The following is a 12,246-nucleotide window of genomic DNA, read 5'->3' as shown; positions in this document are numbered from 1 at the left end:
TAATTTTTACCTTTGCGCTAAAATTGTATTGTTTATGAAAAATATACTAAAAAGTCTTATTGTACTCGCAATGACTTTGCAGATTTCTTCCGTATTCGCATGGGGATCTACTGGACATCGTGTTGTTGCTGAGGTCGCAGAACGTCATCTGACAAAAAAAGCAAAAAAGAATATTCAAAAAATAATTGGCAATCAGAAACTAGCTTATTGGGCCAACTGGGGTGATTTTATAAAGTCTGATCCGCATGATGAATTTAAAAAATTAGGGAATTCTCATTTTATAAATACTAATCCGCACTTACCTTGGGCTGATTTTCAGTTAGCAATGGAAAATTCCAGTGAAGAAAATTTATACAAGACGGTGTTGCGCTTGGAAAAATCATTTGCAGAAAAAGAGCTATCGCTTGAAAAAAAGAAACAAAATCTATACATGCTGATCCATTTAATCGGTGATGCGCATCAGCCGATGCACGTAAGTAGAGCCGAAGATCAAGGTGGAAATAAAATTGAGGTGAGCTGGTTCGGAAAAAAATCTAATATACACCGCGTATGGGATTCAGATTTGATCGATGGTGAAAAGTATAGCTATACCGAATATGCAACGGTACTGGATATTTTGAGTAAAAATGAAGTTAAGCAAGTACAAGGTGGTACATTAGCGAGCTGGTTGTATGAGTCAAATCAGCTTTCAGATAAAATCTATGCAGATGTTGAGCTTAACGCAAACTTGTCTTATAGCTATATCTACAACAACATTTATAAAGCAGAAAATTGTATGCTTAGAGGTGGTTTGCGTTTGGCAAAAATCTTGAATGATGTTTTTGGTTAATCATTAGTCTTATAAAATAAAAAAGGGAAATGAATGTATTCATTTCCCTTTTTTATTTTCGGTATTATTGTTGTTGTCAGATTAATACAACGAATTTTCTTGTCGTTTTTATTTTTACGCCTTAATATATGACCATATCACTACTGTTCAAGAAGATAACACCATTTGCCAAGCCCTATAAAAACCTCATCTTTTATACCTTAGTTTTAACCTTGGTCGGATCTTTTGCCGCGCAGATTAATGCCTTCATCTTAAAATATACGGTAGATACTATCAGTGACTTGATGGTCGCTAAAGAACCGCTGTCTAGAGGTATGCATTTGATCGGGATTATCTCTGCTGTTCTTTTGGTAAAAGAGATTGTCTATTCCTTTATTCAGTTTGGACAGAAATTCTACGGTGAAAAACTACGTATATTTATTGCAAGAGATTTTTCACAACAGATTGTAGAAAAAATATTGACGTATAAAATGGCTTTTTATACGTCAGAAGAAAATGAAAGCGGAAAATTGCAGACACGGATTGATTCGGGAATTAGCTCGCTGACACGTTTAGTTCAGAATTTCTTTATCGATATCCTTCCTTTATTTGCGAATGCCATCGTTGCGCTCGTATGTATGTTTATGGCTAATGTGTACGTCGGATTGGTTGGGCTCGCAGTTATACCAATTTATTTCTACATCAGTCAAACACAAGCTGGAAAACTTAGTGGATTTAGACGGCAGATGCGAAAATATAGAGAATCCAAGAATAATAGAATCATTAATTTAATTGACTCTATATTGGTCATAAAATCTTTTGTACGCGAACCTGAAGAAGCAGACCGTCATGAGAAGATTCAATTTGAAATGACGGAAAATCAGATGCAAACACGAAAGACGAGTTTCATTTTTGATAGTCTAAAGAATTTTATTGAGCAGATAGCAGTTGTTGCAATTATTGTTTTAACTGCTTTTCTGGTGCTGGACAATCAGATTACAATTGGAGCGATTATGTTTCATATTATGTTATTTTCAAATGTTTCAGCTCCGATTCGTCAACTGCATCGTATCTATGATGAGGTAAATGATGCTTTAATTTACTCGGAATCATTTTTCGAAATATTGGAGTCTGATGATTTGATTGAGGGAAGCGGTACTTTTATACCAGATAAGATCAAAGGCCATATTGTGATTGAAGACGTATCATTTGAATATCCTAACGGAACCCATGCACTAAGAGATATTTCTTTTCAAATCAAACCAAATCAGATCACAGCACTTGTTGGATTAAGCGGTGCAGGGAAAAGTACAGTTATAAATCTTTTAGATAAATTTTATGAACCTACAGCTGGTCGGATTTTATTAGATGGAGTTGATCTTAAAAACTATGATACTAAATTTTTAAGAAAAAATATCGGTATGGTTCTTCAGCGTAACCATATTTTTAAAGGTTCTATTTTTGAAAATATTGAATATGGAAAGATAGGGAGTAGTAAAGAAGAAATTGTTAAGGCAGCTAAAGAAGCTTACATTCACGAACAGATTATGGAGTTGCCTCAAGGTTACGATTCTGGAGCTCATTTGCTTTCAGGGGGGCAACAGCAACGAATAGCAATTGCCCGCTTGTTTTTGAAAAATCCTCCGATTATCTTTCTAGACGAACCTACTGCGAATTTGGATGCCATTTCTACCGAACAAATAAAAAATAGTTTGGATGCTATAAAAAAGGATCGTACGGTTATTATTGTGTCTCATAGTATTTCCCAAATTATAGACTCCAATGAAATAGTGGTGATGGAAAAGGGTAGGGTAGTCGAGAAGGGCATTCATGAAGATTTATACGATCATCGTGGCACTTATTATAAGATCTTTTCTGCTATGGCTAATAGTCTCAATTTGGATAAAATTAGTAAAACATTAAATCATTAATGGTTTTTGCTGTGCAGGTACATACCTATTACTACAAGTAAAATACCGCTGATAGCCAAGTTGTTTGGGAAAGCAGTTTGCAGTATGATAATTTCCCCTATTAATGTGAAAATCACTTCCATAGCCTGTGTCGCCTCAACGGCGGCAAGTCCTTTATGGTCATGTTGTACTAATTCTGTCCCTTTAAAAAAAAGTAGCGTTGCGATAACACCAGAAAATAAGGCTATCAATAAGGTCTGTAACAATTGACTTTCATCGGGAAGTCCATGCTCCTGAAAGCCAAAGAACATCAGAATAATCCAGAATGGCATGCTTGCGAGCGTCATACCCAATGTACGCTGGTACGTGTCCAAAGAGCCTTTTGTTAAGGCCATCATTTTACGGTTACCAACAGGATAAGCAATTGCGGCTATTAGTACAGGAATAGTTCCGAGCAATATTGTTGACAACGGAGTAGATTTAGCTTCAGAAATTTGCATGACTAGGATACCCAAAAAGATGATACAGGAAAAAAATAAGGTCGCTTTAGAAAATGGCTGTCGATTTTCTTTACGTTGCATGAAATGACCTATAAACATACCGGCAATAATGGTAAATTCAAAGGTTCCTGCAACTAACCAGGAAGGACCATAGCTTGCCCCAAATGTCAACAGAGCATAGAAAATTCCAAATCCAAGTGTACTCCAGAGCAACCATTGCCCTAGATTTCTCTTCATTTCAATCAATAATTGTTTTAAATTTCCACGTATAATAACGATAAGTAACAATATCGGTAGCATCCATACAAAACGTAAGGCTGAAGACCACTGCCATCCACCTCCCGAAACTGCCATGATGCGGTTGAGGACAAAAGTGCTGGCGAAAAATAATGAGGCTAATATACCAAATGAAAGTGCTTTTGATTTAGTGGTAAGGAGCATGTTTATATAAGAATCAGGATTTGTAAATTCTAAAGTAATTAATGAATAGGACAATGTCAAGACCGATTATCTGATATGTCTTGAAAAGATATTCTTTATTTATGCATCAATTGTTACTAAAATTTGTTTATTTTGCATCCTTAATAAAACATGAGTAAGAAAATTAATCATTATGATTATACAACCAAGAACTAGAGGATTTATTTGTTTAACCTCGCATCCAGAAGGAACTGCGAAAAACATTAAAAACCAGATTGAATACGTAAAATCTAAAGGTGAAATTGCTAATGGCCCTAAGAAAGTATTGGTCATTGGTGCATCAACAGGATTCGGTATTGCATCTCGTATTTCAGCAGCATTCGGTTCTGGAGCAGCAACAATTGGCGTATTTTTTGAAAAACCGGCAGCTGAAGGGAAACCTGGTACAGCTGGTTGGTACAATACTGCTGCTTTTGAAAAAGAAGCACATGAGGCTGGTCTTTATGCAAAAAGTATCAATGGTGATGCTTTTTCTGATGAAATCAAAAAACAAACTATAGCATTAATCAAGCAGGACTTAGGTCAAGTTGATTTAATAATCTACAGTTTAGCTTCTCCGAGACGGACACATCCAAAAACAGGTGTTTCATATGCTTCTGTTTTGAAACCGATTGATGTTCCTTTTACAAATAAAACAGTGGATTTTCATACTGGTGTGATTTCTGATATCACGATTAATCCGATTGATAATGAAGAAGATATTGCGAATACAGTAGCAGTAATGGGGGGAGAAGATTGGAAATTTTGGATTGAAGATTTAAAAGAAGCTGGTGTATTAGCAGATGGTGTTAAAACAGTGGCTTATTCGTATATCGGTCCTGAGTTAACATTCCCGATTTACCGTAACGGTACAATTGGCCGTGCGAAGGATGATTTAGAAGGTACTGTACCTGCTTTAAACGATTTATTGAAAGATATTAACGGTGTTTCTTATGTTTCGGTTAACAAAGCTTTGGTAACGCAATCAAGTTCCGCAATTCCTGTTGTTCCTTTATATATTTCTTTACTATACAAAGTGATGAAAGAAAAAGGTATTCACGAAGGTACAATTGAGCAGATGCAACGTTTATTTGCAGAGCGTCTTTACACAGCTGACGGTAAAGTTCAATTGGATGAAAAAGGTCGTATCCGTGTAGATGATTTGGAAATGAGAGCTGATGTTCAAGCAGAAGTAGCGGCACTTTGGGAAAAAGCCTGTACAGAGAATCTATCAGAAATTTCTGACATTCAAGGTTACCGTGACGAATTCTTTAACCTGTTTGGTTTTAATTTTGATGGTATCGACTATAATGCAGATACAAATGAATTGGTAAACGTACCAAGCATTTAAGCTGTTACTATTATATAATAAATAAAGGCGACCATTGGTCGCCTTTATTTATTATATGCTATTTTATGACACTTTTAAAGATTGTCGAAAATTGCTTTGTTCTGCAGATTGACTTTATTTATAAAAAAAAGAGACTGTCTCCATATTAGGTAACAGTCTCCTCTATTGTATATGATTCAATCGGAAGATTAGTGTTTGAAATGACGCACTCCTGTCGTCACCATTGCTAATCCTTTTTCATTACACATGTCGATTGATAATTGATCTTTGATTGAGCCTCCTGGTTGAAGAACTGCTGCAATACCCGCTTCTGCTGCAATTTCAACACAGTCAGGGAAAGGAAAGAAAGCATCAGAAGCCATTGAACATCCTTTTAAGTCAAATCCGAAAGCATTCGCTTTTTCAATAGCTTGTTTTAATGAGTCAACTCGTGATGTCTGACCAACACCTGAAGTGATTAATGTGCCATTTTTAGCAAATACAATTGTATTTGATTTGGTATGTTTAACAATTTTGTTTGCGAAAAATAAATCTTCTAATTGAGCCGCTGTTGGGACAACTGTAGTAACAGCAGTCATTTGCTCAGGTCCTTCAACTGTATTGTCTTTATCTTGTTGTATAACACCATTTAACAATGTTTTGAATTGTTGTGATGGTAATTCAACCTCCTTACGAACTAGAATGATACGATTTTTCTTTGCTGTAAGAATTGCAATTGCTTCTTCTGAGTAAGCAGGCGCAATAAGAACCTCGAAAAATAAATTATTGATTTCAGTGGCAGTTTCAGCATCTACTTCACCATTAGTGATTAAAACACCACCGAACGCAGAAACTGGATCACAGGCTAAAGCATCTACCCACGCTTGTTTGATAGTAGGGCGAGAAGCTACACCACATGCATTTGTATGTTTTAAGATTGCAAATGTAGGCTCTGCAAATTCATCAATGATGGCAACTGCTGCATCTACATCTACCAAATTGTTGTAGGATAATTCTTTGCCGTTCAGTTTTGTAAACATAGCATCTAAATCACCATAGAAAACACCTTTCTGATGTGGATTTTCACCGTAACGTAATACTTGAGCTTTTTGTTCCGATTGCTTGAATACATCAAGCGTATTTTCTTTATTGAAATAATTGAAAATAGCAGTATCGTAATGTGAAGAAGTATTGAAAGCAAGCTTAGCAAATTCTTTACGTTGCTCCAATGTAGTTGTACCTTCTTGGTTTGCTAACATTTCCTCTAAAGCTGTATAATCATTTTTAGAAGATAGGATAACAACATCATTGAAGTTTTTAGCCGCCGCACGAATCAATGAAATGCCACCGATATCAATTTTTTCAATAATGTCCTCTTCAGAAGCTCCAGAAGCGACTGTTTCCTCAAAAGGATATAAATCAACAATGACTAAATCGATTTCCGGAATTTCGTATTGTGCTAATTGCTGTTGATCGCTTTCTAAAGGTCTTCTCGCTAATATACCACCAAATACTTTTGGGTGCAATGTTTTTACACGACCTCCTAAAATGGAAGGATAGCTCGTTAAGTCTTCTACAGGAACTACATCAATACCTAAATCTTTGATGAAAGCTTCTGTGCCACCTGTAGAATAGAAGGTAACACCGTATTTGTTTAATAATTGAATTAATGGTGCTAAGTTGTCTTTATAATATACAGACACTAAAGCATTTTTAATCTTTACAGAATGGCTCATTAGTATAATTTGTTTGCTGGCGCAAAGATAGGTAAATAATAAGTATGCACAAACCTTTTAGGAACGATTGAAAGTAAAAAAGACTGTTCTACACAGTCTTTTTATTGTTATTTATAAATTTTATCTTTTAAATCCGCGCAGATATCATCTGTGATCTTCCAGATCGGTTCAGGATCGTCCGTATTATTGATTATAACCTGATCACAACTATTTTTGTAGGGCAATAAATATTCATTGTAAGACGGTAAAACATGATTAACCCATTTATAGCGAACATCATCTTCAAAATAACCACGCTCAATAAGATCTCGTCGCAATCTGCGTTCTAATGCGATATCTTGATTTGCATCTAAAAATATCCGATGATCGATTAATTTGTTTACTTCTGTATAATGATAGATAAACAGTCCTTCAATAATCAAAATAGGTGCTGGTTTAATTTCCAGCATCTTTGGTTTTATAGCAGGGTTATTGAATGTGTATTCTTCTTTATAAATTGTTTTTCCGTCAAATAGATCACTAATGTCTTTATAAAAAGCATTCCGGTCAATCGAAGTTGGAAGATCAAAATTATACAATTTATTTTCTTCCTGCGTCTTTGTATTTGCTGGTATGTAATAGTCGTCTTGTGAAATAAGCGTCACTTCGTCGGGACTAAAGTGTTTCAAAAAACAGTTTAGAAAAAATGTTTTACCAGAACCGCTACTACCTGCGATTCCAATGACATATGGTTTTTTATTCATTTAATATATAATATTCGGAAAGAATCGATCAGCACTAATCTTCTAAAGGAACTCCGTAAGTAATTTCGACTTGAAAGCGCTTATCCAAAGCGCCTATGTAAGCGGCTGCAGATTTTGATAAAACGACGATTGCATTGTGTGTATCTGCATTTTCATTAAATTTACCAACCACTTTAGCATAGGTCACGCTTCTTGTCATCGGATTTGTAATTTTAAGCACGGTACCTACCGCCGCAGTTTTATGTAATGCTAAATTACTGGTCCCATTTTCATTCAGCCCATCTATCCAAACGCCAATTCCACGTTCTGTTTTCTCACGAATTCCATATTTGTTAGCTGCAATAACGGGTTCTTCTATAGCAGTGGTATCTGGACCAATAAATAGCGTGTCTGGTTTTTGAGGTATATTTAAGTTGCTGTTATTAGGGATTTTTAATATTTGGCCTCCGCTGATACTGTTTGACCTCAGATTATTTGCCCTCTTTATTTCTTCAACAGTTACGTCAAATTTACGTGAAATAGCATACAGAGTCTCTTGGTCACCAACTTTATAATCGATCAGTTCTTTTTGGGAGCCTTTAACTGTCGAATTCTTTGAATTGTTTGGAGTTACATAAAACATGCGACCGGTCGGGATTTTGACAATCTGGCCAAGAGCTAAAGTTTTGTTCCCATTTAATTCCGTTATTTTACCTACAGTAGTTTTATATTTTTTGCTTAACTGGTAATAGTTATCGCCTTTTTCAATTTTGAAAAGAACATATTCTTGTCCATCAATTTTTTCAACTCCGATGGAGTCTGGTGCTGCTGCAACCGTAAATGTGCTTGCTGACACATTGTTATGATTTATCGCTAACATTGCTAATGATAAGAATGCTAGTGTTTTATATGTGGTAGATTTTGATAGAATGTTCATCATGTTTTACAATTATACTAAATACGATACAAATTCTTGTTTATTGTGTGTTAAAAGAAAAATCTGACACCCAATTTGAAAATAGATTTGCACTAGTTTTAAATCCAGATCGCTAATAATTAACGTTTCATCTAGAACTTGTTTTTTATCAGAAAGCAACAATCTGATGGTATATTTTTTGTCCAGTTTTTCATGATAAGACCATAGAAAATGATCATTGCATTTACTGATCCATAGATCTTCATTATTTTTAATATGCTGCAAAAATGAAGGTTTTTGCGCATTAAATTCCAAAGGAAAGACTATATCATTTTCAAAAGGTTTAATTTCTGAAGGTACTGTGGTTAAAATTTCTTTTGAAAGAAATGAGAAATACTGTTCGAAACCTGCAGTGATATGTTGTGGACGAACATTTACATAACCATTGAGTATCCCAAGATATTGATATTGATGGTATAAATAAGTAGTATCTGGTTTCTGATGAAATAGCATCCAAACACCTGGAGATACAGGACTATTTTCAGAAACTTTCCTTAAAACGACAACTTGATCTTGGATAGCCGCTAAAGTCCATTCCTTTTCTGGTAGTCTAAAATGATCTAAATGCACTATACCTTTAAAATCCAGAACTGTGATGTAAGGAATAGTATTTTCAGGATCGCGACACTCAATAGCAATCAATCTGCTTATTTCATCTATTTCTATTTTCCAGACCGGAAATCTGAAGGTTTGAGAAAATGCTTTAGAAATAGTATATTTAGACATAGCAAATGTATTAATCGCTTGTTTATTTTTTTTAATAATCTTATTTATGGAAGGCAAAATTAGTAAATCATTTTTAATAACAGTCTTTTTAAGCTTGGTATTATTCACATCAAGTTTTGCCCAAAAGATATATGTGTTTGAATTAAAGGATGATATAGGGCCAAGTGCCTGGCGTACAGTAAAACAAGTTTACGACAGCGCACAGAGTAAAAAGGTTGATTATGTATTAATGGAATTGAATACATACGGAGGAGCCTTAAATTTTGCAGACTCTATCCGGACAAAATTGCTTGACTCAAAGATTAAGACGATTGTTTATATTAATAATAATGCAGCTTCTGCAGGGGCACTGATATCCTTGGCGAGTGACTATATTTATATCCATCCGGGTGGAAGTATAGGCGCAGCAAGTGTTGTCAATGCTAATGGAGAAGTACTTCCTGAGAAGTACCAATCTTATATGCGAGGACTGATGCGCGCAACGGCAGAGGTAAAACATCGTGATCCGAAATTGGCAGAAGCTTTTGTTGATCCTAATGTATCATTGCCGTCGATAAAGCAAGATGGACAATTGTTGACGCTAACGAGCAGTGAGGCTGTTAAGTTTGGATTGGCAAAGGGTGAAGTTAGCAATCGTAATATGATCTATAAAGACTTAAATATAGTCAATGTACAAGAAACGGTTTATCGTAAGGGTACTATTGATCATATTATTAGTTTTTTAATAAATCCAGCTGTAAGTGGTGTACTGATTTTGTTAATAATTGGTGGTATTTATGCCGAAATGCAAGCTCCTGGTTTAGGATTTGCTATTGCTGTTGCGATTGTAGCAGCATTACTTTTCTTTGCACCACTCTATATTCAAGGTTTAGCCGCAAATTGGGAAATCGCCGTCTTTATAGTAGGACTTGTATTAATTCTTTTAGAAGTTTTTGTTATTCCCGGTTTTGGAATTGCCGGTATATTAGGAATAATTTTCGTTATTTGCGGTCTGACTTTTAGTCTTGTTGCCAATGATTTTTTAGATTTTAAACTCGCTTATCCAGGTATGTTATTTAATTCATTTTTATTAGTTGTAGGAGCCATGATACTGTCGATCATATTGATGGTTATCTTTGGAAAAAATCTATTAAAGGCTCCGGTTTTTAGACGGCTTGTTTTAAAGGAAGAGCAAAAATCGGAAGAGGGATATACTTCTTCTATTTTAAAGTCCAATTTATTGAGTAAGGAAGGAGTTGCAAAGACTGTATTGCGCCCATCTGGTAAGATTGAAATAGAGGGAGTCTGGTATGATGCTGTCGCTTTGGATGGATTTATTGAAGAAGGGGAGGAGATCTATGTTGATAAGCATGAGAACTACAACTTATTTGTAAGACGAAAAGCAGAAAAGGCTTAAAGGTAACTTATACGAAAAAAGGCCTATTTCATATGAAATAGGCCTTTTTTCGTATAATAGGATCTAGAATTTTGATCCTATCGTTAACATTACATTTGTTCTGCTATTCTTAACGTCAACACTTGGACTAACCGTATTCCAGTCGCCTTCATAAGTGATTCTATAAGGATTTTCTTTATAGTTGTTGGCATTATAAACACCTGTTAGATCAAGATATACTCCACGGCCTAATTTAGCACCTAGACCAGCTGAAATACCATAAGTTTTATACTCAGCATCTTTGTACGGATTACCATTATAATTGAAACCAGCTCTTCCGCTTAATATTTGATTAAATAATACCTCGCCACCTACGCGTACATTGAAGGCTGCCTGGTATGTGTTTTTAATATTAGCATTCATCTGCTGCTCGTTTGAATTATTATTATAAACATCTCTATAGCGCATACTTGCATAATCGACAAATTCAACTTCCGCAGTTAATAGACCGGCAGAAAAATATTGTGTAAGACCAGCTGAAAGCTTATAGGGGGTTTGTAAGTTATAGTCGTAAGAGGTGTCGTAATATTTAGATGCAAAATTATGGAATGACTTATCGGCATTTGGCTTAAAGTAGTTAATGTCTGTATAAGAGGTCGATTCATCTGTAATTGACATAAATGTAGGCGTTTTAGCCGTAAATCCTAAACTTAAAGAAGGTGTAGCTTTATAGATCATACCTAATTTAAAATCAAAACCAGATCCTTGAGTCACTTGGCCGTAATGGTCAAATAGTTCGTAGTCCACATCAACAAATTTTGCCTGCTCTTCATCTGCCTTTAGATATTTTGATTCAGGATTCAATGCTTTAATACCAGCCGCATCTTTCGTTATGCCGTATTCTGTAAAAACAGCAGATTTTTCATAACGGAAATCTGTTAGGCTGAAAGTTGCTCCGATATAAAATTTATTGCTATAGTTGGAGCCAAAAGATAATGCTGTTTCAGATTTCCCACCTTTGGTCCATACTGAATTCAGTTGTTCGCTTCCTTTATCTTCAGCAATTGGAAAATAAAAGTTTTTGTCTTTGCCAATAGTTTTATCAAACATAAAGGATGATTTCATGTCATTTGCCCATTCACTTCCATCCTCATCGAACATGCGATCTGCATAGGCATGTGTGATCGAATTGTCACTATTCATGCCACTATAGTCTAATTTATTGTTAAAAAGATTCGTTCGGTTGTAAGCAATACCAACATTAAAATTTAACCAGCCTTTTGTTAAGTCTCCGCCGTAACGGGTGGTTGGTAAATGAAATACAACACCACCGTTATCCAGGTTAAAATTGTCTGTTTTGCTATTGGTTTTGTTACCGAAATAATCCATCTTATTTTTCCCATATTGGTAACGTAAAGTTGCAGAAGCATCAGATTGGTTATAAAAACCTAAACCTGCAGGGTTTCCTGTTATAGCGCTAATATCACCACCTAATGCAGTTGAAGCACCTCCCATAGCCTTGAAACGAGCTGTTCCTCCATTGTCTCCTTGAGAAAACAAAAGTACATCTTCCGTCATCGACTGGGCCTTTGCGGTGCCAACCATACCTATAGCTAGTACACTCCCAAAAAGTATTTTTTTAATAGTCATATAGTTTTATATATAGTAGTAATGAAAGAGTGATTGATATAAATCAATCACTCT

General features: G+C 35.3%; 10 protein-coding genes. 4 read left to right on the top strand and 6 right to left on the bottom strand.

All coding sequences use genetic code 11. The features are described from left to right. Positions 1 to 34: 34 nt before the first annotated feature. Positions 35 to 829, top strand: coding sequence for a S1/P1 nuclease (locus M2265_RS08920; RefSeq protein WP_132772911.1), 795 nt, complete (start codon positions 35 to 37; stop codon positions 827 to 829). A 128-nt stretch (positions 830 to 957) separates the two neighbouring features. Next, a complete protein-coding gene (locus tag M2265_RS08915) occupies positions 958 to 2,739 on the top strand; it encodes an ABC transporter ATP-binding protein (RefSeq protein WP_132772910.1) in 1,782 nt (593 codons plus the stop codon). Here M2265_RS08915 and M2265_RS08910 read toward each other — a convergent pair. Beyond that, the gene (locus M2265_RS08910; protein ID WP_132772908.1) at positions 2,736 to 3,659 is read right to left on the bottom strand and encodes a multidrug resistance efflux transporter family protein; all 924 of its coding nucleotides are present in this window, start codon (positions 3,657 to 3,659) and stop codon (positions 2,736 to 2,738) included. The genes M2265_RS08915 and M2265_RS08910 overlap by 4 nt on opposite strands. A 172-nt stretch (positions 3,660 to 3,831) precedes the next feature. Here M2265_RS08910 and fabV point away from each other — a divergent pair, with 172 nt between their 5' ends. Then, positions 3,832 to 5,028: an enoyl-ACP reductase FabV gene (gene fabV, locus M2265_RS08905; RefSeq protein ID WP_132772906.1), complete on the top strand. Its 1,197-nt coding sequence runs from the start codon at positions 3,832 to 3,834 to the stop codon at positions 5,026 to 5,028. A gap of 188 nt (positions 5,029 to 5,216) precedes the next feature. On the opposite strand, the gene purH is transcribed toward fabV, so the two are convergent. The 4 genes from purH to M2265_RS08885 all read right to left on the bottom strand — a co-directional run bounded on the left by purH (position 5,217) and on the right by M2265_RS08885 (position 9,167). Further along, positions 5,217 to 6,743, bottom strand: a complete 1,527-nt coding sequence (gene purH / locus M2265_RS08900; protein ID WP_132772904.1) for a bifunctional phosphoribosylaminoimidazolecarboxamide formyltransferase/IMP cyclohydrolase — start codon at positions 6,741 to 6,743, stop codon at positions 5,217 to 5,219. Positions 6,744 to 6,850: 107 nt separating this feature from the next. Continuing rightward, complete coding sequence (locus M2265_RS08895) at positions 6,851 to 7,486, bottom strand: uridine kinase (RefSeq protein ID WP_021188441.1); 636 nt, start codon at positions 7,484 to 7,486, stop codon at positions 6,851 to 6,853. 34 nt (positions 7,487 to 7,520) lie between these two features. Then, entirely contained in the window at positions 7,521 to 8,405 is an 885-nt protein-coding gene (locus M2265_RS08890; RefSeq protein ID WP_243655498.1) for a LysM peptidoglycan-binding domain-containing protein, read from the bottom strand. A 9-nt stretch (positions 8,406 to 8,414) separates the two neighbouring features. Further along, positions 8,415 to 9,167, bottom strand: coding sequence for a hypothetical protein (locus M2265_RS08885; RefSeq protein ID WP_132772902.1), 753 nt, complete (start codon positions 9,165 to 9,167; stop codon positions 8,415 to 8,417). A gap of 46 nt (positions 9,168 to 9,213) precedes the next feature. Between M2265_RS08885 and M2265_RS08880 the strand changes: the two genes are divergently transcribed. Then, positions 9,214 to 10,563 (top strand): NfeD family protein, encoded by a 1,350-nt coding sequence (locus M2265_RS08880; protein ID WP_132772901.1) that lies wholly within the window; start codon positions 9,214 to 9,216, stop codon positions 10,561 to 10,563. A 63-nt stretch (positions 10,564 to 10,626) separates the two neighbouring features. On the opposite strand, the gene M2265_RS08875 is transcribed toward M2265_RS08880, so the two are convergent. Continuing rightward, positions 10,627 to 12,192: an OmpP1/FadL family transporter gene (locus tag M2265_RS08875; protein WP_132772899.1), complete on the bottom strand. Its 1,566-nt coding sequence runs from the start codon at positions 12,190 to 12,192 to the stop codon at positions 10,627 to 10,629. Positions 12,193 to 12,246: the final 54 nt, after the last annotated feature.

This window comes from Sphingobacterium kitahiroshimense, from assembly GCF_025961315.1.
GTDB lineage: Bacteria > Bacteroidota > Bacteroidia > Sphingobacteriales > Sphingobacteriaceae > Sphingobacterium > Sphingobacterium anhuiense.
The sequence above is the reverse complement of the archived record's forward strand: the minus strand, read 5'-3'. Positions and strand labels throughout refer to the sequence as shown.

Bases quoted from the DNA above. Each gene is read 5' to 3' on its own strand.
- fabV (WP_132772906.1), top strand. From the start codon at position 3,832: ATGATTATACAACCAAGAACTAGAGGATTTATTTGTTTAACCTCGCAT.
- purH (WP_132772904.1), bottom strand. From the start codon at position 6,743: ATGAGCCATTCTGTAAAGATTAAAAATGCTTTAGTGTCTGTATATTAT.
- M2265_RS08915 (WP_132772910.1), top strand. From the start codon at position 958: ATGACCATATCACTACTGTTCAAGAAGATAACACCATTTGCCAAGCCC.
- M2265_RS08885 (WP_132772902.1), bottom strand. From the start codon at position 9,167: ATGTCTAAATATACTATTTCTAAAGCATTTTCTCAAACCTTCAGATTT.
- M2265_RS08910 (WP_132772908.1), bottom strand. From the start codon at position 3,659: ATGCTCCTTACCACTAAATCAAAAGCACTTTCATTTGGTATATTAGCC.
- M2265_RS08920 (WP_132772911.1), top strand. From the start codon at position 35: ATGAAAAATATACTAAAAAGTCTTATTGTACTCGCAATGACTTTGCAG.
- M2265_RS08875 (WP_132772899.1), bottom strand. From the start codon at position 12,192: ATGACTATTAAAAAAATACTTTTTGGGAGTGTACTAGCTATAGGTATG.
- M2265_RS08895 (WP_021188441.1), bottom strand. From the start codon at position 7,486: ATGAATAAAAAACCATATGTCATTGGAATCGCAGGTAGTAGCGGTTCT.
- M2265_RS08880 (WP_132772901.1), top strand. From the start codon at position 9,214: ATGGAAGGCAAAATTAGTAAATCATTTTTAATAACAGTCTTTTTAAGC.
- M2265_RS08890 (WP_243655498.1), bottom strand. From the start codon at position 8,405: ATGATGAACATTCTATCAAAATCTACCACATATAAAACACTAGCATTC.